22 protein-coding genes are annotated in these 20,370 nt (G+C 62.3%); 10 read left to right on the top strand and 12 right to left on the bottom strand.

Going from position 1 to position 20,370, the window contains the following annotated elements; all coding sequences use genetic code 11:
* Nucleotides 1-50 precede the first annotated feature (50 nt).
* The 3 genes from rpoN to ptsN all read left to right on the top strand — a co-directional run bounded on the left by rpoN (nucleotide 51) and on the right by ptsN (nucleotide 3,055).
* Nucleotides 51-1,610, top strand: a complete 1,560-nt coding sequence (gene rpoN, locus HT585_RS01595; RefSeq protein WP_176351326.1) for an RNA polymerase factor sigma-54 — start codon at nucleotides 51-53, stop codon at nucleotides 1,608-1,610.
* 238 nt (nucleotides 1,611-1,848) lie between these two features.
* The gene (hpf, locus tag HT585_RS01590) at nucleotides 1,849-2,418 is read left to right on the top strand and encodes a ribosome hibernation-promoting factor, HPF/YfiA family (protein ID WP_077503001.1); all 570 of its coding nucleotides are present in this window, start codon (nucleotides 1,849-1,851) and stop codon (nucleotides 2,416-2,418) included.
* Nucleotides 2,419-2,590: 172 nt separating this feature from the next.
* Entirely contained in the window at nucleotides 2,591-3,055 is a 465-nt protein-coding gene (ptsN, locus tag HT585_RS01585; protein WP_077503002.1) for a PTS IIA-like nitrogen regulatory protein PtsN, read from the top strand.
* 19 nt (nucleotides 3,056-3,074) lie between these two features.
* On the opposite strand, the gene HT585_RS01580 is transcribed toward ptsN, so the two are convergent.
* Entirely contained in the window at nucleotides 3,075-3,881 is an 807-nt protein-coding gene (locus HT585_RS01580; protein WP_176351325.1) for a response regulator transcription factor, read from the bottom strand.
* Between the two features lie 136 nt (nucleotides 3,882-4,017).
* Here HT585_RS01580 and HT585_RS01575 point away from each other — a divergent pair, with 136 nt between their 5' ends.
* Together HT585_RS01575 and HT585_RS01570 are read left to right on the top strand one after the other, a co-directional pair.
* Nucleotides 4,018-4,785, top strand: a complete 768-nt coding sequence (locus HT585_RS01575; protein WP_115421080.1) for an SDR family NAD(P)-dependent oxidoreductase — start codon at nucleotides 4,018-4,020, stop codon at nucleotides 4,783-4,785.
* Between the two features lie 14 nt (nucleotides 4,786-4,799).
* Nucleotides 4,800-6,035: a D-arabinono-1,4-lactone oxidase gene (locus HT585_RS01570; protein WP_176351324.1), complete on the top strand. Its 1,236-nt coding sequence runs from the start codon at nucleotides 4,800-4,802 to the stop codon at nucleotides 6,033-6,035.
* A gap of 84 nt (nucleotides 6,036-6,119) precedes the next feature.
* Here HT585_RS01570 and grpE read toward each other — a convergent pair whose 3' ends face one another.
* Together grpE and hrcA are read right to left on the bottom strand one after the other, a co-directional pair.
* Nucleotides 6,120-6,791: a nucleotide exchange factor GrpE gene (gene grpE / locus HT585_RS01565; protein ID WP_343213941.1), complete on the bottom strand. Its 672-nt coding sequence runs from the start codon at nucleotides 6,789-6,791 to the stop codon at nucleotides 6,120-6,122.
* 105 nt (nucleotides 6,792-6,896) lie between these two features.
* The gene (gene hrcA / locus HT585_RS01560) at nucleotides 6,897-7,976 is read right to left on the bottom strand and encodes a heat-inducible transcriptional repressor HrcA (protein WP_176351322.1); all 1,080 of its coding nucleotides are present in this window, start codon (nucleotides 7,974-7,976) and stop codon (nucleotides 6,897-6,899) included.
* Nucleotides 7,977-8,135: 159 nt separating this feature from the next.
* On the opposite strand from hrcA, the gene rph reads away from it, so the two are divergent.
* The 4 genes from rph to hemW all read left to right on the top strand — a co-directional run bounded on the left by rph (nucleotide 8,136) and on the right by hemW (nucleotide 11,258).
* On the top strand, nucleotides 8,136-8,855 hold the full coding sequence (gene rph / locus HT585_RS01555; RefSeq protein ID WP_176351321.1) for a ribonuclease PH: 720 nt from the start codon (nucleotides 8,136-8,138) through the stop codon (nucleotides 8,853-8,855).
* A 16-nt stretch (nucleotides 8,856-8,871) separates the two neighbouring features.
* Complete coding sequence (locus HT585_RS01550) at nucleotides 8,872-9,267, top strand: VOC family protein (protein ID WP_176351320.1); 396 nt, start codon at nucleotides 8,872-8,874, stop codon at nucleotides 9,265-9,267.
* A gap of 41 nt (nucleotides 9,268-9,308) precedes the next feature.
* Nucleotides 9,309-9,953, top strand: coding sequence for an RdgB/HAM1 family non-canonical purine NTP pyrophosphatase (rdgB, locus tag HT585_RS01545; RefSeq protein WP_176351319.1), 645 nt, complete (start codon nucleotides 9,309-9,311; stop codon nucleotides 9,951-9,953).
* Nucleotides 9,954-10,076: 123 nt separating this feature from the next.
* Nucleotides 10,077-11,258 (top strand): radical SAM family heme chaperone HemW, encoded by a 1,182-nt coding sequence (gene hemW, locus HT585_RS01540; RefSeq protein WP_176352151.1) that lies wholly within the window; start codon nucleotides 10,077-10,079, stop codon nucleotides 11,256-11,258.
* A 51-nt stretch (nucleotides 11,259-11,309) separates the two neighbouring features.
* Here hemW and HT585_RS01535 read toward each other — a convergent pair whose 3' ends face one another.
* From HT585_RS01535 to HT585_RS01500, 8 genes are all read right to left on the bottom strand, one after another.
* On the bottom strand, nucleotides 11,310-11,924 hold the full coding sequence (locus HT585_RS01535; RefSeq protein ID WP_176351318.1) for a glutathione S-transferase family protein: 615 nt from the start codon (nucleotides 11,922-11,924) through the stop codon (nucleotides 11,310-11,312).
* Nucleotides 11,925-12,031: 107 nt separating this feature from the next.
* Nucleotides 12,032-12,400 (bottom strand): DUF1801 domain-containing protein, encoded by a 369-nt coding sequence (locus tag HT585_RS01530; RefSeq protein ID WP_176351317.1) that lies wholly within the window; start codon nucleotides 12,398-12,400, stop codon nucleotides 12,032-12,034.
* Nucleotides 12,401-12,411: 11 nt separating this feature from the next.
* Nucleotides 12,412-12,837 carry a DoxX family protein gene (locus HT585_RS01525; protein WP_176351316.1) on the bottom strand — a complete coding sequence of 142 codons (426 nt, stop codon included), beginning with the start codon at nucleotides 12,835-12,837 and terminating at the stop codon, nucleotides 12,412-12,414.
* Between the two features lie 40 nt (nucleotides 12,838-12,877).
* Nucleotides 12,878-13,744, bottom strand: coding sequence for a nuclear transport factor 2 family protein (locus HT585_RS01520; RefSeq protein ID WP_176351315.1), 867 nt, complete (start codon nucleotides 13,742-13,744; stop codon nucleotides 12,878-12,880).
* 59 nt (nucleotides 13,745-13,803) lie between these two features.
* The gene (locus tag HT585_RS01515) at nucleotides 13,804-14,286 is read right to left on the bottom strand and encodes an SRPBCC family protein (RefSeq protein ID WP_176351314.1); all 483 of its coding nucleotides are present in this window, start codon (nucleotides 14,284-14,286) and stop codon (nucleotides 13,804-13,806) included.
* A 75-nt stretch (nucleotides 14,287-14,361) separates the two neighbouring features.
* Nucleotides 14,362-15,636 carry an RNA polymerase sigma factor gene (locus HT585_RS01510; RefSeq protein WP_176351313.1) on the bottom strand — a complete coding sequence of 425 codons (1,275 nt, stop codon included), beginning with the start codon at nucleotides 15,634-15,636 and terminating at the stop codon, nucleotides 14,362-14,364.
* Nucleotides 15,633-16,007 (bottom strand): YciI family protein, encoded by a 375-nt coding sequence (locus HT585_RS01505; protein WP_176351312.1) that lies wholly within the window; start codon nucleotides 16,005-16,007, stop codon nucleotides 15,633-15,635. The genes HT585_RS01510 and HT585_RS01505 overlap by 4 nt, the downstream gene beginning before the upstream one ends.
* 150 nt (nucleotides 16,008-16,157) lie before the next feature.
* Nucleotides 16,158-17,120, bottom strand: coding sequence for a DMT family transporter (locus tag HT585_RS01500; protein ID WP_246707549.1), 963 nt, complete (start codon nucleotides 17,118-17,120; stop codon nucleotides 16,158-16,160).
* A gap of 130 nt (nucleotides 17,121-17,250) precedes the next feature.
* Here HT585_RS01500 and gcvA point away from each other — a divergent pair, with 130 nt between their 5' ends.
* Nucleotides 17,251-18,177: a transcriptional regulator GcvA gene (gene gcvA, locus HT585_RS01495; RefSeq protein WP_176351311.1), complete on the top strand. Its 927-nt coding sequence runs from the start codon at nucleotides 17,251-17,253 to the stop codon at nucleotides 18,175-18,177.
* Between the two features lie 48 nt (nucleotides 18,178-18,225).
* Here the strand turns inward: gcvA and dnaA are convergent, their stop codons facing one another.
* Nucleotides 18,226-19,671, bottom strand: a complete 1,446-nt coding sequence (gene dnaA, locus HT585_RS01490) for a chromosomal replication initiator protein DnaA (RefSeq protein ID WP_425513712.1) — start codon at nucleotides 19,669-19,671, stop codon at nucleotides 18,226-18,228.
* Nucleotides 19,672-20,370 lie beyond the last annotated feature (699 nt).

The raw sequence follows: 20,370 nt of genomic DNA, 5'->3' as shown, positions 1-20,370 counted from the left end.
CCGTCCAATGACGCGGCCGGTGGAGATTTCGTCGGGAGTTTCAGGTCCGCATGGCATTGTCGGCCAGCCTTCATCTGCGCCAGTCCCAGTCGCTGGTCATGACCCCGCAGCTGATGCAATCGATTCAGCTGCTGCAGATGACGCATCTGGAGCTCAATCAGTTCATCGCGCAGGAAGTCGAGAAGAATCCACTGCTCGAGCTTCAGGGCAATGACGACGACTTCGGCGGCAGTTCCGAACAGGGCAGCCGCGAAGAGCCAGCGTCCGGATCCGGCGACGATTTCGGTGGAGCCGAGGAAGCGCCCGGCCAGCGGGACCTCTACGACAACGCCATGGCGACCGGGGGCGAGCGGCTCAACGAACAGCTCGACGCGGACTTCGGCAACGTCTACCAGGACGATACGGCGCCGCAGCGCGCCGACGCGCCGGAACTGCTCGGCCAATGGAAATCGATGCCCGGCAGCGGTGACGGCGGCGACTACGATTTCGACGACTTCGTCGCCGGTCGCAAAAGCCTGCGCGAGACGCTTCTGGAGCAACTGCCCTTTGCGCTCTCCGCCGCATCCGACCGGCTGATCGCCCAGCACCTGATCGACCAGCTCGACGAGGCAGGCTATCTCCAGGCCGACCTCAACGAGGTCACCGAGCGCCTCGGCGCGGCGGATGCCGACGTCATGCGCGTCCTCCTCACCCTGCAGCAGTTCGACCCGCCGGGCGTGTTTGCGCGCACGCTCAGCGAATGCCTTGCCATTCAGCTGCGCCTTCGTGATCGCCTCGATCCGGCGATGGAGGCTCTCGTCGCCAACCTGGAGCTTCTGGCACGGCGCGATTTCGCCAGCCTCAAGAAAATCTGCGGCGTCGACGAAGAGGATCTGATCGACATGCTGGCCGAGATCCGCAAGCTCGACCCGAAACCGGGAACGAGCTTCGAGACCAGCGTCAGCGAAGCGATCGTTCCCGATATCGTCGTGCGGGCAGCACCGGATGGAACCTGGCTGATCGAGCTCAATCCGGACGCCCTGCCGCGCGTCCTCGTCAACCAGGCCTATTTCACGTCAGTGTCACGCGGCACCGAAAAGAACAGCGCCGACCAGGCCTTTCTCAACGAATGCCTGCAGACCGCCAACTGGCTCACCCGCAGTCTCGATCAACGCGCCAAGACGATCATGAAGGTCGCCAGCGAGATCGTTCGCCAGCAGGATGCGTTCCTCGTCCATGGCGTCGGTCACCTGCGGCCCTTGAACCTGAAAACCGTGGCGGACGCAATCAAGATGCACGAGTCGACGGTGAGCCGCGTTACCTCGAACAAGTACATGCTGACGCCGCGCGGGCTGTTCGAATTGAAATACTTCTTCACCGTCTCGATCAGCTCGGCCGAAGGCGGCGACAGCCATTCGGCCGAAACCGTGCGTCATCGCATCCGCACGATGATCCATGAGGAAAGAGCCGACGCGGTGCTGTCCGACGACGATATCGTGGACAGCCTCAAGCAGGCAGGCATCGATATTGCGCGCCGCACGGTTGCGAAATACCGCGAGGCGATGAACATCCCCTCCTCCGTCCAGCGACGGCGGGAAAAGCGGGCACTCGCCAAGGTATCGGGCTTCTGAGCCCATCAAAACAGCCACCTCAAAGTTAAGGCGCGTTAACTTTTTTGCGACCTTCGATTGACTCTCCGCGACGCAGGGGATATGAGCCCGCCGCAATTGCCGAGGACACGGTCTTCCTCGGGCGGCCGGTACGACCGGCAGGTGCGACACAGAGGCTTCCGCAAGCGTGAAAGGCTTGGATGACGGGAGCGCTTGGAATAGACTGGCTGCGCAAATCACGAAATAGAGAGGAAACTCCATGAGTGTGCGTGTATCCGGTAAACAAATGGAAATCGGCGATTCGTTCCGCGCCCGCATCGGCGACCAGATCGAACAGGCCGTTACCAAATATTTCGACGGAGGATATTCAAGCCAGGTCACTGTGGAAAAGTCTGGGCCGCGCTTTAGCGCCGACTGCAAGCTTCATCTCGATACGGGCGTGGTTATGCAGGCGAGCGGACAGGCCAACGATCCTCAGGCTGCCTTTGACGCAGCGTCGGAGCGCATCGAAAAGCGCCTTCGCCGCTACAAGCGCAAGCTCAAGGATCACCACAACGGTAATGGTCAAGGTACCGAGGTGGCTTACACAGTGATGGACTCGGTGCCCTTCGAGGATGACGAAGTCCCCGAGGATTACGCACCGACGATCGTGGCCGAGAGTTCGAAACAATTGAGGACGATGTCTGTCGCGAGCGCTGTGATGGCGCTCGACATGACGGATGAGCCCGTTTTGATGTTCCGGACACCCGGCAAGGCAGAGTTGAATATCGTCTACAGACGCAACGATGGAAACATTGGCTGGATTGACGCTGCCAATATCAAGGGATGAGTGGAAAAGGGGAGCGCCGGTGTGCCGGCGTTCCCTCCACTTGGATCAGCGGACAGGCCGGAAAATACGACTTTTCTGTGCATGGGACCCGCCAAGACAAAGATGGTTAGAGCCATTGCGACGCATTTGTGATGATGTTGTCCGGCTCTAACCGGCGAACGAGGACAAAAGAATGGCATTGGCAGGTCTACTGCACCAAAATGCGATCATCCCGGCCATGAGGGCCAACTCGAAAAAACAGCTCCTTCAGGAATTGGCGGCAAAAGCGGCAAAGATCACCGGGCTCCCGGAGCGCGAAATTTTCGACGTCATCCTGCAGCGTGAACGGCTCGGCTCCACCGGCGTCGGCAACGGCATCGCCATTCCGCACGGCAAGCTGAACAACCTGCCGTCGATCATCGGGATCTTTGCCCGATTGGACACGCCGGTGGATTTCGAAGCCCTCGACGACCAGCCTGTCGACCTCGTCTTCCTGCTGCTTGCGCCCGAAGGCGCCGGCGCCGACCATCTCAAGGCATTGTCTCGCATCGCCCGCGTGCTGCGCGACCACGATATGGTGGCAAAGATACGATCGAGCGATTCCGCCAACGCGATCTACACGCTGCTCAACGAGGACACGACCTCGCACGCCGCCTGAAGCGCCCCTCAACCGGCTGTCAGTAAAGCTGACGCCGGTTCAAATGATCAATGAAAATCCGAAACAGCGCGCCCTGGCTCGAAATGCCGAGCCGGCGGTAAATGTTCTTGCGGTGAATGCGGACGGTTCCTTCGGCGATGTTCATCGTCTTGCCGATCGACAGGTTGCTATGCCCCCGCAGGATCAGCCGCACGATGTTGCGCTGCTGCCGGGTCAGGCGGTCGGCACAGAGGCTGTCGAAGGCGGTCTCGATCGCGTCGTCGTCCCGAGGTGCCGCCGCGACGACTTCACTCTGCTGGCGCCAGTTCGACCGCACGGCTTCCCTGACGATCGGCTCGTAGATCCTCAGGCGCTCCAGCTCCGCGTCGGTAAACGGCGCACCGCCGCGACCGCGCATCAGCGAATAGGTCGCCTGGACCTGCTCATCGAGCGGAATGACGAAGCCGATCTCCTCCACCAGAACGCCGCTTTCCATCGAGATGCAGGGATGCACTTCGGCCGAACTTGAAAAGTCCGAATGGAAGAACTGGTCCGGCGCCAGCTCGCGCATGCGCCACAGCCCCGCCGGCTGGCCGCCGCTACAGGCGACATAGAACGGGTCGAGCAGATAGGCACCGCCGAGATAGGCGGAAAGCGCGCTGGCGGAGACCTTGGCGGTATAGCCGTCATGCAGCACGACCGGCCGCTTGTCATAGGGATAGGCGAAGGCGACCGAGAGGTCGAAACTTGCGACCGAGCGCAGCATGCGATCGAGCGCGCTGCCGAAATCCTGCGTTCCGATCAATCCGATCAGGGCCGAAATATCGGCCGATTCCCGAGCCAGCATTAGCGTCGAACTCTCCCCTGCCCGCGTATCCCCCATGGGATATCGACAGCCCCCCCTTCGTCAACAATAATCCATCCCATGAGGACCGAGATCGCCGCACGGAGACCGTGTGGCGCTTGAGCGCAAGGGGGATCAGATGGCAGGCAGACTTTCGGGAAAAGTGGCTTTGATCAGTGGTGGGGCGGGCGGCTGCGGGCTTGCCGCCTCCGAACTCTTCGCCCGCGAGGGGGCGAAGGTCGGCATCGTCGACCTGCCGCGCAGCAAGGGCGAAGAGGTGGCCGCCGCCATCCGCGCGAACGGCGGCGAGGCGATCTTCGCGCCGGCGGATGTCTCCGTCTCGGCCGAGGTGAGTTCCGCCGTCAAGGCGGTCGAAGCAGCCTTCGGCGCGATCACCGTTCTCTTCAACCACGCCGGCATTCTGGCGGTCGGACCGTTCCTCGAAACGGAGGAAGACGAGTGGGACCGGCTGATGGCCGTCAACGTGCGCAGCATGTTCCTGATGACCAAGGCGGTGCTGCCGGGCATGCTGGCCGCCGGCGGCGGCAGCATCGTGTGCACCTCGTCGATCTCGGCGGTTGCGGCAACGCCGATGGAGGTTCTCTACGACACGACCAAGGGCGCCTGCCACATGTTTGCCCGCGCCATCGCCGTCGAATTCCGCGACCGCGGCATCCGATGCAACGCTGTCTGCCCCGGCTTCATCGCCACCGATCACGGCAAGCGCGAACTGGTCGGCCTCAGCAAATACGGCGTCGACGTCTCTGAAGCGGCGATCGCCGCCCAGCAGGGCCGCATGTGCGACCCGAAGGAAGTGGCGAACGCGGCACTGTTTCTTGCCAGCGACGAGGCGAGCTTCGTCAATGGCACGCATCTGTTCGTCGACAATTGCTTCACGGCGGTTTGAGGGAGGGGAGAAACATGCTTCAATCAGGTGGCCACTGGCGCAACTGGGTCGGAAACCAATCATGCATCGTGCGCCAGCGCGGCGCGCCAGAGAGCGAGGCGGCGCTCGCCGAAATGGTTCGCGAGGCGACGTCGCAGGGGCTCAATGTGCGCTGCGCCGGCTCCGGCCATTCCTTCACGCCGGTGGCGCTGACGAGCGGGCTGCATCTGACGCTCTCAAACATGCAGGGAGTCGTCAATATCGACCAGGCGCGCAAGCGTGTCGCCGTGAAGGCCGGCACGACCATCAACCAGCTCGGCAAGGTGCTGAAGTCGAGCGGTCTCTCGCTCATCAACCAGGGTGACATCGACAGCCAGGCGCTCGCAGGCGCACTCACCACCGGCACCCATGGTACCGGCGCCACACTCGGCAATATGGCCTCACAGATCGTCGGCATGCGGCTCGTTCAGCCGGATGGCAGCATTCTCGTCGTCGACGAGACGACGCCGGACTTGCTGGAAGCGGCGCGTGTTTCGATCGGCATGCTCGGCGTCATCTCCGAGATCACGCTGCAGGCAATGGACAGCTACAACCTGCATGAAAAGCTCTGGCGCTGCACCTTCGACGAGATGATCGAACAGCACGACGAACTCGCCGCCAAGCACCGGCATTTCGGCTTCTTCTGGTGCCCCGTCCCCGAAAGCCGGCATTGCTATTGCCTGCCCGATACCGCGTCGGTTTCGACGACGGACATGACTTCCGACGTCTGCGAGATGAAGGTGATCGACATCACCGACCGGCCGCCGATGGAACAGGGCTTCGAGAAGATCGCCTATTCCTCGGAGATCTATCCGATCGAATACGTTCCGAATTTCCACGAGCTGGAATATGCGGTGCCCGTTGCCAACGGCAAGGATGCCGTGAAAGCGGTGCGCAAGCTGATGCTGGAAAAGCATCCGACCTGCATCTACCCGATCGAGTATCGCTTCACGGCCGGCGACACCGGCTGGATCAGCCCGTTCTACCAGCAGGATTCGATCACGCTTTCGGTCTCGGGCGAACCGGGCACGGACTATTGGGAATACTTGAAGGATGTCGACACGATCCTGCGCCAGTACGGCTCGCGGCCGCATTGGGGCAAGCTGCATTTCCTCGGCGCCGACGACGTGAGCGCGCTCTATCCACGGGCCGGTGACTTCCGAGCCTTGCGGGCAAAGATCGACCCGGAGGGACGTTTCCTTAACGACCACCTGCGGCAACTGTTTGGCTGAGACCGGCCTGCGCCGATAGGACTGCGAAAACGAAAACGCCGCGCGTCCTGGGACGCGCGGCGTTTCAGCAATTCAGAGCGTAGCTCAGGCCGCCGGGCTGTCGCCTTCAGCAACGGCTGCCTTCGGGCCGCCCTTGGACACGCCGACCATGGCCGGGCGCAGAACGCGGTCGCCGATGGTGTAGCCGGCCTGAACGACCTGCAGCACCGTGTTGTTCGGCACATCGGCATTCGGGATTTCGAACATCGCCTGATGGAAGTTCGGATCGAACTTCTGGCCTTCCGGCTCCAGCTTCTTCACGCCGTGGCGCTCCAGCGCCGACAGCATGGCGCGCTCGGTCATCTCGACGCCTTCGATCAAGGCGTTGAGGCCGGTTTCGCCGGCTTCCTTGGCTTCCGCCGGAATGGCATCGAGCGCACGGCGCAGATTGTCGGAGACGGCCAGCATGTCGCGGGCAAAGCCTGCGACCGAATAGGACTTGGCATCCTTCACGTCGCGCTCGGTGCGGCGGCGCAGGTTGTCCATCTCGGCTGCGAGCCGCAGATACTTATCGCGCAGGTCGTTGTTCTCCGCCCTTGCAAGCTCCAGCGGATCGGGTTCGGCAACCGGCGCCGCTTCCACAGCCTCGGGCGTAGCGTTGTCTGCCTCGTCGGTCGCGGCAGCTTCGTGTCCGTGCTTGTTTGTTTCGTCGGTCATGACGTTCTCCGGTGTATCGTCTGTCGTGTCTTTCGCATCTTCACGCCCGCGCGCAACGATGGCCGCATGGCGTAAAAATGCCCAGTGACTGGATTTGATGCCGATATCGAGGTTTAGGGCCGAAAAATCAAGGGTTCAATGCTGCCTATAGCCAAATGCGCCATCTCAGCGCGAAAGCCGCGACATCAACTGCGCGGTATAATCGACCATCGGCACGATGCGCGAATAGTTGAGCCGCGTCGGACCGATGACGCCGACGGCGCCGACGATCCGGTCCTCGTTGTCGCGATAAGGCGCGACGATCAGCGACGAACCAGACAACGAAAACAACTTGTTCTCCGAGCCGATGAAAATCCTCACCCCAGGGCCGCTCTCTGCAAGATCGAGCAGTTCGATCAGGCTATCCTTCTTTTCCAGGTCGTCGAACAGCATGCGCAGGCGGTCGATGTCCTCGGTTCCCTCCAGGCCCTCGAGCAGGTTGGCGCGGCCGCGAACGATCAGCCGTGCCGGCTTTTCATCGCCCTCGCTGCCCGACCAGATCGCCAGCCCGCGCTCGACCAGATCCTGAGAAAGCGCATCGAGTTCGCTGCGCACGGTCTGCTTGACCGTTTCGAGCTGCGAGCGCACCTCGCCGATCGTCTGGCCGGCGAGATGGGCGTTGAGGAAATTCGCCGCGTCCGTCAGCTGCGAGCTCGTCACGCCGGCCGGAAGCTCGATGATACGGTTTTCGACCTGATCGTGCTCTCCGACGAGCACGGCCAGCGCCTTGGTCGGCGCCAACCGGATGAACTCGACATGTTTGAGAACGGGATCGTTCTTGGCGGTGATGACGAGCCCGGCGCCGCGCGACATGCCCGACAGCATCTGGCTTGCCTCTGCCAGCAGCGTGTCGACCGGCTGGGCGTGATCGCTGCGCCGTACGTGACGGTCGATCGAGGCACGATCCTCGGGAGAAAGATTTCCGACCTGCATGAAGGCATCGACGAAGAAGCGCAGGCCCGTCTGCGTCGGCAGGCGGCCGGCGCTGACATGCGGCGAATAGATGAGCCCGAGATCTTCGAGATCGCTCATCACATTGCGCACGGAGGCCGGCGACAGCGACATCGGCAGCAACCGCGAAAGGTTGCGGGAGCCTAGCGGTTCGCCGTTGTTCAAATAGGTTTCGACGATGCGACGGAAAATTTCACCGGAACGCTCGTCCAGCGCCGCCGCGATATCGGTCACTCCGGGATTGCGCAGTACCATGTCGCTCCAAGTTCGCAGGCCAATCCTGCCGCCCGAAATATAGTGATGCCGGCGCCCGATAGCAAAAGGGAAAAATCGCCCCGATCGCCTGCTATCCACCGGTTCCCTTTACCTCTGCCATGCTCTAGAAGGCTCACCAGATACGATAGGAGTTTGATGATGCGGCCATCCGGCAGAAAAATCGACCAAATGCGCAAGGTTTCGTTCGAGCGCAATTTCTCCAAGCACGCGGAAGGCTCCTGTCTGGTGCGGTTCGGCGACACGCACGTCCTGTGCACCGCTAGCCTTGAGGAAAAGGTTCCGGCCTGGCTGCGCAATGGCGGCAAGGGCTGGGTGACGGCCGAATACGGAATGCTGCCGCGCGCCACGGGCGAGCGCATGCGCCGCGAAGCCTCGAGCGGCAAGCAGAGCGGCCGCACCCAGGAGATCCAGCGCCTGATCGGCCGGTCGCTGCGCGCCGTCGTCGATCTGCCGGCGCTCGGCGAACGCCAGATCTCGATCGACTGCGACGTCATCCAGGCCGATGGCGGCACGCGCACGGCCTCGATTACCGGCGCCTGGGTGGCGCTGCATGATTGCCTGAAGTGGATGGAAGCCCGCAATATGGTGAAGGTCGAGAAGGTCCTGAAGGACCATGTCGCCGCCATTTCCTGCGGTATCTTCGCCAACCAGTCGATCATCGATCTTGATTACCTCGAAGATTCCGCTGCCGAGACCGACGCGAACTTCGTCATGACCGGAACCGGCGGTATCGTCGAGATCCAGGGCACGGCGGAAGGCAAGCCCTTCTCGGAAGAGGAATTCGCAAGCCTGCTCGGCCTTGCAAAGACCGGCATTGCCGAACTGGTCGCGCTGCAGAAGCAGGCGATCGCAGGCTGACAAAAGGACGGAGACGATGACCCCGGCGCTGGAAGGTATTCTTGAGACCGCGCTCTATGCGCCTGATCTCGACGGCGCCGAGGCCTTCTACGGCGGCGTGCTCGGGCTGCAAAAGATCACCCGCGCCGGCAATCGGCATGTGTTCTTCCGCTGCGGCCCGGGCGTTCTTCTGATTTTCAATCCGGCAGAGACGATCAAACCGCCTCTTTCGCACGGTGCCACAGGCCAGGGCCACATGTGCTTCCGCGTCGCCCGTGAGGCGCTCGACGCCTGGAAGGCCAAGCTGGAAACGGCAGGTGTTGCGATCGAGGCCGATGTTGCCTGGCCGAACGGCGCGCGCTCCTTCTATTTCCGCGATCCAGCCGGAAACAGCCTGGAATGCGCGGAACCGGGCCTCTGGTCCATCGAATGAAACCGGCCCCTGCGCCCGCATCTTTTAAGAGACGACACATCATGCGCACATTGGATGACAAGACACTCATCGTCGCCAGCCACAACGCCGGCAAGATCCGCGAAATCCGCGACCTGATCGGGCCGCTCGGCTTCGAAGCCAAGTCGGCAGCCGATCTCAACTTCGTCGAGCCGGACGAAACCGGCACGACGTTTGAAGAAAATGCGACGATCAAGGCGCTTGCCTCGGCGAAGGCCTCCGGCCTGCCGGCGCTTTCGGACGATTCCGGTCTTGCGATCGACGCGCTTGATGGCGCACCCGGCGTCTACACCGCCAACTGGGCCGAGCGCGAAGACGGCAGCCGCGACTTTGCCATGGCGATGCAGAAGGTCGAGGACGCACTGCAGGACAAGGGCGCCAGCGCACCCGAGAAGCGGACAGCCCGCTTCGTCTCCGTGCTCTGCCTTGCCTGGCCGGACGGCCATGTCGAGCTTTTCCGCGGCGAAGTCGAGGGCCACGTTGTCTGGCCGCCACGCGGCGACCAAGGTTTTGGCTATGATCCGGTCTTCCAGCCGAAGGGGTACGACACCACATTCGGCGAAATGAGCGCAGACGAGAAACACGGGTGGAAGCCGGGCGATAGCGAAGCCTTGTCGCACCGCGCCCGCGCGTTCAAGATCTTCGCCGAAACCTGCCTTGGAGCCTGACGCGGAAACGTGTATGCGGTGTGCCGCACCGTCGCCGTTCCAGTTTACGAGAACAGATCACGTTCATGACTTTGGATCGATCGGGCCAACGTCATCGAGATCCACCGCATGAGAGACGCAACAATGCAGACGGCCACGCTATCGGCGATCGGTGACGGCATGGACCCCGGCTTCGGGATCTATGTGCACTGGCCGTTCTGCGCGGCCAAATGCCCCTATTGCGACTTCAACAGCCATGTGCGCTACCAGCCGGTCGACCAGCCGCGCTTCGTCGCCGCCTTCCTCAAGGAAATGGCAGACGCGCGCGAGCTTTCCGGTCCGCGCACGGTCACCAGCATCTTCATGGGCGGCGGCACGCCGTCGCTGATGGATCCGACAACCGTCGACGCAATCCTTTCGGGCATCGCCCGCGAATGGCATGTGCCTGACGGTATCGAGATCACCATGGAGGCCAACCCTTCGAGCGTCGAGGCGACGCGCTTCCACGGTTACCGCGCCGCCGGCGTCAACCGTGTCTCGCTCGGGGTGCAGGCGCTGAACGATCGGGATCTCAAGGTTCTCGGACGGCTGCACAATGTCGAGGACGCGCTGAAGGCGATCCGGCTGGCGCGCGAGATCTTCCCGCGCATGTCCTTCGACCTGATCTATGCCCGTCCCAACCAGACCGTCGAGGAATGGGAGCGCGAGCTCAAGGAAGCCGTCTCCTATGCTGTCGACCACCTGTCGCTCTACCAGTTGACGATCGAGGAAGGCACACCCTTCTTCGGCCTGCACAAGGCCGGCAAGCTGATCGTTCCGGACGGCGAACAGTCGGCAGTCCTCTACGAGGCGACCCAGGACATCACCGCGTCGATCGGCATGCCCGCCTACGAAGTTTCCAACCACGCCCGCCCGGGCGCCGAAAGCCGCCATAATCTCACCTACTGGCGCTATGGCGACTATGCCGGCATCGGACCTGGCGCCCATGGCCGCCTCAGCGTCGGCGGCGCCAAGGTGGCAACGGCAACGGAGCGCAAGCCGGAAGAATGGCTGCGACTGGTCGAGACCTATGGCCACGGCATGGTCGAGCGCGAAGTGCTCGATCTCGAGGCCCAGTCGGACGAACTGCTGCTGATGGGCCTGCGCCTGAAGGAAGGCGTCGATCTCGCCCGCTGGCAGTCACTTTCGGGCCGCGATCCCGATCCGGACCGCGAACAGTTCCTTATCGATCATGGCTTTATCGAGCGGCTGGGCAACTCGCGCCTGCGCTGCACACCTTCCGGCATGCTGATCCTCGACGCCGTCGTCGCCGACCTCGCCTGTTGACCGTTGCAGGCGGGCGGACGCCCGGCCTGCATCACCCGGCCGGGCCAGGATTCAATCGTGGGTCTCGCCGGAAAGCGGCGTTGCCTGCATCGATGCTCTTTCTTCGAAGGCATCGAACCAGTCGCTTAGTTTCTTGCGGTTACGGAACGACGGCAGGTGGCGAAAAGCCATCCAGGACAAGGTCGTCGCCAGCGCGATATGGCCGATATCGAGCGGCGCATCGACATCGAGCGTCTGCTCCAGCCAGTCATAGGTCTGTTCGCATTTCTCGGCGTAGCCGTCTGCCAGGGCCGGATATCGCAGGGCTTCCGGGCGCCGGTCTGTTTCCCAGCGCAGCCCGATGCCCGCCTGAGCAAGCCCTTGCGCCACGGCCTGCAATCTCAAAGCCCGCCAGCGTGCCTCGCCATTTTCGGGGATCAGCCTGCGGCCGTCATGTAGCGTGTCGAAATAGGCGCAGATGACGTCGGAATCAAAAATCGCCTCATCATCGGGACGCAGCAGCACCGGCACCTTGCCGAGTGGATTTTCGGCATGCACTTTTTCGTTGCGCAGCGTCGGGCTGGTCTCGTGGTGGATTACCTGTAACTGCTCGGCGATGCCGATCTCGTGGGCGAAGACGAGCGCCTTGCGGGCGAAAGGGGAATGGGTCTGATAGTAGAGGATCATCGTGCCTCGCGAGCCTTGTGAAATTGGTGTTCCCGCGAAGATGTATTGCATCACACAAGAGAAAGGCGCTCTGTTTTGCAGCGCCTTTCGCAAGTTTGTTTCGTCGCTCACGATTTGAACGGATCACCCTTTTCGGCATTGAGGGCGATGCCCTTGGCCACGAGCCGCGCCACCTGGGCCTGGTCCACCTCTCCGATCACCTTCATCTTGATAAAGGCCATGTCGCCCTTGCCGCCGCCCTTAGCCAGACGCGGGTCGAGGTCGAGCAGGTCGGCGCCGCGCCAGAAGCCGAGCGTCACGTGGTCCTTGGCCGCCTTGATCAGGCAGACCGGGCCGCCGGCTTCATAGATCGGATGCCCCCACTTCACGCTGTCCTTCGTGCCGCCGGCGGCGAGAATGGCGCCGTGCAACGCCTTGGCCACATCAGCCGGCGTACCCGAGAGGCCTGCGATGTAGTCGTTGACGGTTTTGCTCATCGTCTATCCCCTTAAGCCTGTGTTTCGTCCTTGAACGGGATCAACGCGCGCACGCGAGAATCCCGCAGCCACAGGCCGGCCCAGGCAATGACGCCGAGATAGAAGCCGAACAGCAGATGGGTGAAGAGAGGGCTATCGGCGCGCAGATGGGTCGCCATGGCGCCACCGAGATAGCCAGTGAGCAAAATGGCACCAAGAACCGACGTTTTCGGGATCACGTAGAGCACGGCGCACAGAAGCGTGAGCACGCCGAGCGTACGCGCAAGGCCGACCTCGGCGGGATAGCCGAGCACTGCAAGTGTCTCGGTCACTACGTCCAGCGGCACGAGCTTGATCGCGCCGTCGAAGGCGAGGAACGCAACAACCATACCGCTCAGCACGCGGCCGAGGATCACCATTTTTCCGGCCGGAGCCGGCATGACAAGCGCAGTGTTCATTCGGGGAGGTCTCCTCGTTTCCCGTTATCACAAAACGTTTTCAGACTGTCTTCTTCACCGGCCCGACGATACCCCAGCGGATGCCGAAGGGGTCACGCAGCTGGCCGTAGAGATCGCCCCAGAAGGCGACGCCGAGCGGCATCGTCACCTCGGCGCCGGCAGCAACCGCGCGGTCCCACCAGAATTGCGCGTCCTCGACCACCAGATGCAGGACGACACCCTGCGGCGCGGCATAGGGCATGCCGTGTTCCGGGAAGGGATCGTTGAGCATCAGGGCGCCGCCATTGATCGTCAGATGGCAATGCACCAGCCGCTTGCCGTCTTCGGCGAGCATGCGTCCGCCATCGGTTGCGGCAAAGGCGCGGGTATAAAAATCGGCGGTCGCGTTCGCATCCTCGACACAGAGATAGGCGATCGGTCCGGGCATCGGCGGTGGCGCCGGCGCTTGCCCGTCGACCGTGGACGCTGGGTTGAGATCGACCGCCGCCTTGAGGCTGCCATCCATGTAGAACGGCACGGACTCGTGCTGGTGCGCGATCTTCCAGCCGGTCTCGCCACGCTTCAAGCCAAGCGTCTGGCGGAACCAGACCGATATTTTTCCAGCATCGATCTTCTCGCCGGAAAGCTCGGTGAGCATCGTGACGAAAGCGACGTCGCCGCCGACCGAGATATCGAGATCTACAAAACGATAGCCAAGTGGTCCGCGCCAAGTGGAAAACCACCGTTCGAGCTCGCCCGCGCCGGCATCGGAGGTCCTCAGCGGTGGCGCCAGGGAGAAGAGCACGCAATCGGGCGCGCCGTGGCCGATGACGCGCTGTGCGTCCTTTATCCGCAGGGCATCCGCCCAATCATCGATCACCGCACGGATTTCGGCGACGGCAGCACTTTTGTTGTCGATCACGGACATGATGGGTCTCCTTTCCCTATGCTGGTCGGCGTGAGAGCAACGGCTTCACGCGGCGGGTTTCAAAGTTGCCTGGCTGTACCTTCGAGCTGGGCGGCACATTGGCCCCAACCCTCATGAAAGCCCATCTTTTCGTGGGCATCGCGATCCTCGACGGACCAGTGGCGGACGCGTGCCGTGTAGCGGGTCTTAGTCCCGACATCCTCGAAGGTCACGGTCACGACCATGAACGGTTTGTCAGAGGGTGCCCAGGCGTCGGTGAAAGCGTCTGTGAACACCAGTTTCTCGTTCGGCACCACTTCGAGATAGACGCCGAGGTTGGGATAGTCCTCTCCCTCGGGCGAACGCATGACGATGCGGTTGGCACCGCCGGCACGAACGTCGAGCCTTGCCTCTGGCGTCGTCCAGGGCGACGGGGCGAACCACTTCTTCAATAGTTCGGCGTCCGTCCAGCAGCGGTAGACGAGTTCGCGGGGCGCATCGATCAGGCGGGTGATCACCAGTTCGCGGTCGTCGGCGGCTTTGATGTCGGTGAAAGCGGTCATTGTTTGCGTCTCCGTCAGCGGGTTCAGTCCAAGGACGAAGTTGCAGTCACGGTCCCGACAGCCGCCGAGAGATTTTTATCTTTTTTCTTCTTCGACGTTGTTTCCGCACTCATCCTTGCACAGATGATCGAGCTGCATGCGAATGTGGGAGGCTTCTGCGGCGTTGGTCGCAAGCGCGATCGCACGGTCGAAGGCGACGCGCGCCTCGCGAACCCGGCCGGCCTGCTTCAACAGCGCCCCCTTCAACCCATGGAAGTAAAAGTAGCCGGCGAGTTTTTCGGCAAGCGGTTCTATCAGCGCAAGCGCTACCTCCGGCCCGTCCCGCTTCGAGACGGCGACGGCGCGGTTGAGCGTTATCACCGGTGACGGTTGCAGCCGCTCCAGCGCCTGGTAGAGCAAGTCGATCTCCTCCCAGTCCGTTTCCTCTGGGCGTGTCGCGCGCGCATGCAGCGCGGCGATTGCCGCCTGGATCTGGTAGGGACCGGGTTGGCGATGGCGCACAGCCTTGTCGATCATCGCCAGCGCCTCGGTGATCAGAGGTTTCTTCCAGAGGCTGCGATCCTGATCGTCGAGCAGGATGATGCCGCCATCGGCATCGAAACGCGCCCGTGAACGCGAATGCTGCAGCAGGAGCAGCGCCGTCAGCCCCATCATTTCGGGTTCTGAGGGAAACAGCCGCAACAGCAGCCGCGCGAGCCTGATCGCTTCCTCGCACAGATCGGCCGAGACGCTGTCCGGCCCGTTCATCGCCGAATAGCCTTCGTTGAAGACCAGGTAGATCATGGTTGCGACGGCCGCCAGCCGCTCCGACCGATCGGCCGCGTCGGGTGTTTCGAATTCGATACCGGCGGCGGCGACACGGGCTTTCGCCCGGGTAATGCGTTGCTCCATCGCCGCCTCACCGACGAGGAAGGCACGGGCAATCTGCTTGACCGAAAGGCCGGAGACGATCCGCAGCGCGAGCGCGATCTGCTGCGTTGCCGGTAGAACCGGATTGCTGCAGACAAACAAGAGCTTGAGGATGTCGTCGCGATAGTGGGAGCCGTCCAATCTGTCGGCGAGATCGCTCTCCTGATCCTCTAGATCCGACAGCAATTCCTCCGGCGGCAGAGCGGTTTCCCGCGACTGGCGACGGACCTTGTCGATGCCGCTGTTGCGTCCGACGAAGATCAGCCAGGCGGCCGGATCACGCGGCGGGCCGCTCTTCGGCCACGCCTTCAACGCCCGGATACAGGCCTCCTGAAATGCTTCCTCGGCCGTATCCAGATTGCGGAAATAGCGCAGAAGCGCGCCCATTGCCTGCGGCCGAGCGGAAACAAGTGCGAGGTCGATCCAGGTCGTGTCTGTCATGCGGGAAGCTCACTTGGCTTGTAGATGGCAAGGGGACGAATTTCATAGGAGCCGGTTGCAGGATTGGCAGCACTCAGCTGCCGGGCGAAGTCGAGCGCTTCGTCGAGCGATGCGCAATCGACCACATAGAAGCCGAGCAGCTGCTCCTTCGTTTCGGCAAACGGGCCGTCGATGACGACGGTCTCGCTCGCGCTGTGGCGCAGCGTCGTCGCAGCCGTGGTCGGCAGCAGCCGCGCCACCGGCCCGAGCTTGCCGGCATCGCCATATTTGCGCTGGACGGCGGCAAGGTCGCGCATGACCTTGTCGTCCTCTTCCTTCGACCAGTTGGCGGTCACGTCTTCCTGGTTGTAGCAAAATACGGCGTAAAGCATTGGAACTCTCCTGCTCCTGTTACAAGGACGATCTGAAGAAGAGATAGTCGACAGCATAGACAAAAAAAATACCCGCAACCGCGGGTTCAGACACGAAGATCGCGGCGCGTGCCTGGGCACCGCCGCGATCTTCAGCAAAAGCAGCCGATTTCAGATATTTTCACCGCATTCGAGGTCAGGATCGACGGGTGTCTTGCGACGGAACCGCTGAAGCAGACGGCCATCAATGGCGGCAAGGCCGGCGGCGATCAGCGCCATGCCGAAGAAGTGCTTGGGCTCGAGGCTCTCGCCGAGAAACAGGGCACCGAGCAGAATGGCGCTGACCGGAATCAGGAACGTCACCAGCATCAGGTTGGTGACACCAGCCGTTTCGAGGATGCGGAAGAACAAGACATAGGCAAGCGCCGTCGAGATGAGGGCGATGCCGACGATCGCACCCCACACCTCAAGGCCCGGCGCGGTCAAGGCCCAGGGACGATCGATCAGAAGCGCGATTGGGATCAGCATCATGCTCGACGCGCTGACCTGCCCAGTGGCCGTGACGATCGGCGCGACACCTATGCGCTTGAAACGACGGGCAAAAACGCCGGCGAAAGCATAGGAAAGGGCTGCCCCCAGTACAGCGACCTGCGCCAGCACGTTCGTGCCGAGACCGCCAAGCGCTGCCGGGCCGATCATCACCGCAACGCCGAGAAAACCAACTAGCACGCCGGTCAACTTGTTGGCGGTCAGCTTTTCGTCGTCGGTCAAAAGATGGGCGACGATGACGCCGAAAAGCGGCGTCGTCGCGTTAAGGATCGAGGCGAGGCCGCTGGCGATATGAGTCTGCCCCCAGACGATCAGCGAAAACGGGATCAGATTGTTGAGCAGGCCCATGCCGAAGAAGGCGAGCCAGATGCGCGGGTCGCGCGGCATGGAGCGCCCGGTGAAGCGCAGGAAGAGCAGAAGTGCGGCCGCCGCAAGCAGGACCCGCAGCGCAACGATGGTAAAAGGCGGCAGCGCCGTGACCGCGACACCGACGAAGAAGAACGAGCCGCCCCATAGAAGCGACAGAGTGATCAACATGCCCCACTCGCGGGCGCCCATGACCTTGGCCTGAATCGGCTGCACCATCGTCGAAACCTCAAATTTTGCCAAACTCAATCGTCAAGAAGTGGTCCCTTGACAACAATCCAATATTCTCAGGATATTAGTTGCCCCACAAACGATCATTTCTCGACCCATGATTGAGTTTGACTAAACCATGTCGACACAGCTCCCCTCCCTTTCCTCACTTCGCGCGTTCGAGGCAACCGCGCGGCATTTAAGCGTGACCAACGCCGCACGCGAACTCAACGTCACACCTGGCGCCGTCAGCTTGCAGGTCAGGGAACTTGAGCAGACGCTTGGCGTGACGCTCTTCGAGCGGCGACCGAGGCAGCTATTCTTGACGGAGGATGGCAGCAGCTATTTCGCGACACTGCGGCGGGCTTTCCGCCTGATGCGGGAGGCAACCGAGGAATTGATGGCGCGCAAACGTGCGCCGGTGCTGACGGTGAGTTGCACGCCGACCTTCGCCGCCCAATGGCTCGTGCCGCGCATCGGCGTTTTCGAGCAGGTCATGCCCGGCATCGACATCCGCATCAGCACCTCGAACCGGCTGACGGATTTTCGTAGCGACGGCGTCGACATCGCCGTCAGGCACGGGCTCGGTCGTTACGACGGGCTCGTTAGCGAACGCCTGATCGACGACGATCCGGTACCGGTGATCCACCCGGCGCTCAGACAGAAGCGCGCCCTCGACACACCGGCCGACCTTCGCGATCACGTGCTGCTGCATGACGTGCACCGTCAGGACTGGCGCCTCTGGCTGGATGCAGCCGGGGCCGAGGGTGTCGACGCTGCACGCGGGCCGATCTTCCTCAACAGCAACGGCGCCATCGATGCGGCCAAGGCAGGCGACGGCGTTGCACTGGTGCGCCTGTCGCTGGTTGCCCGCGAAATTGCCGACGGCGTGCTCGTCGCGCCCTTCCCCGATGGCGTCATGACAGGCCTTGCCTATCACCTCGTTTATCCGCCAGCCGCACTCGACCGTCCACCAGTCGCCGCCTTCCGCGCCTGGATCGTCGCGCAAGCTCGCACACAGACATTCGACGAAAAGGCAGGATCGACCTCGAAGGTCGTGCGCTAACGCAAAAAGGCCCGGCAAACCGGGCCTTTCGAGCGTAAGCGCTGCAGACTACTCGTTGATCAGGCGCTTCAAAAGCTCGATCTCGTGGCTGAGTTTGGTATCGCCGGAGATCAACTCCTCGATCTTGCGCACGGCATGCAGAACGGTGGTGTGATCGCGACCGCCGAAACGACGACCGATTTCCGGGAAGGAGCGCGGCGTCAGCGTCTTCGACAGATACATGGCGATCTGGCGCGGCTTGACGATGACGCGGGTACGGCGGTTCGAAACCAGCTCCTGGCGAGAAACATTGTAATGCTTGGCAACAACGCGCTGGATGTCCTCGATGCGGACGCGGCGCGGCTCGCCGGCGTTGACGAGATGGCCGAGCAGTTCATCGACCCGTTCGATCGACAGCTGCGGCTCGAACGAGCGGCGGAAAAGCAACTGGTTGAAAGCGCCTTCCAGCTCGCGGCCGCTGGCCGTAACGTTGCGGGCAACATGGCTCAGGATATCGCCGGGAATATCCAGCGAGGTATCGTCCTGGCGGGCGCAGTCGAGACGGCGCTTCAGCATTTCGAGGCGCATGTCGTAGTCGGGGCCGTCCATCTCGATGGCGACGCCGCCCTGCAGGCGCGAGCGAACGCGGCTATCGAGCGATTCCAGTTCCCAAGGGGCACGGTCGGCGGCAACGACGACCTGCTTGGCGGAATCGAGCAGCATGTTGAGCAGGTGGCAGAATTCGTGCTGGATCGACTTGCCCTGCAGGAACTGCATGTCGTCGATAACGAGAAGGTCGATGTTGCGCAGCGATTCCTTCAGCGACAGCGCGTCGTTGTCGCGGATCGCGGTGGCAAAGCGCCACATGAAGTATTCGGCAGTCAGATAGACGACGCGTGGAGCGCGGGCGCTCTGCAGTGCCTGGATGGCGATCGCCTGCAGAAGGTGGGTCTTGCCGAGACCGACGCTCGAATGAATGAACAGCGGGTTGAAGCGCACGGCACCAGCGCCGGCTTCCGCGATCGTGCGGGCGGCTGCAAGCGCAACGCGGTTGGAAGAGCCTTCCACGAAGCTGTCAAAGGTGTAGCGCTGATCGAGCGGCGAGCCGAAAAGCGGCGCCTGGGTCGGCCGTTGTACGCTGGCAACCGTCGTTGCCGCGACCGAAGCCACGGACTGGGCTGAAGTCGGACGGCGTGCCGGCGTTGCCGGGGTCGTTTCGGTTGCCTGCGGCAGCGCCTCTTCTTGTGAAACCGGGCGGGCGCCGCGGGTCGCGGTCCGCACCAGGATCTCAACCTTCAGGATCTCGGCGTCTTCCTGCTGGAAGATCTGGGTGATGAGATCGAGATAACGGTTGTTGATCCAGGACTTCAGGAATGTCGTGGGAACCGAGAGGCGCACGACGCTCTTGGAAGTCGAATGGAGCTTCAGACGCCCAAACCAGCTGGCGAAGACATCGGGGCCGACCTGGGCTTTCAAACGCGCACTCACCCGCTCGAACAGTGCGTCATGCCTCATGTCGTGCTTATCCCCCGCCGCCTGAGATAGATTGCTTCCGGCCTGAAACGCGTCGCCGTCCTTTTGAAACGCGCCCGCCGCCGTCGCCAAATTCATCTGCATTTTGCCGCCTTCCGATTATGTTCAGACGCCGTCATCTCTGCCGGCCCCATCTCTTATGTCCGGCTGCCACGGCTTCCTCTATCGAGGTCATGCCGCTTAACCGAACGTCACAGTCGCAGTCCAACCGGGCTCCTCATCTCCCGAACGGCTGCGCGCTACGCGCACCTGCCAGACCTTATCGGCCGGCTGATGTCCCCTCGCGCCTCGATGTCAACAAATCCCCCGGTCCGCCCTGGACCGTGCCGGATCCTCCTCCTCGTCAACAACTGTCTCGCACCCTCGTACGAAGCGGACAGCCGAGCGCTGGATTCTGCCTCGCGTCAGGCACCGCTTGCACCTGACTTTGAGGCGCGGCGCCACCGGCAACCAGAAGTCGAAAGGTCCTCGTCCGGAATGGCTGGTCCATCCGGTTTTTCGTTCTCGACATGTCTGATTGAACGACGTGGAGCCGCCCTGATACAGGGAACAGAAAGCCTGAAACCATTTCGTTGAAATGGCCTCCGCACTTCCCTTTACAGATATGGTCCGTGTCCCCTGTGGAGGGCATTTAGGCAGGATCGATGGGCAAGATCAATCGCGATTTTTACGCAACCTTAA

The organism is Ensifer oleiphilus, assembly GCF_013371465.1.
GTDB classification, from domain to species: domain Bacteria; phylum Pseudomonadota; class Alphaproteobacteria; order Rhizobiales; family Rhizobiaceae; genus Ensifer; species Ensifer oleiphilus.
Note: the sequence above shows the minus strand (reverse complement) of the source record. Positions and strands in the feature narration are given on the sequence as shown.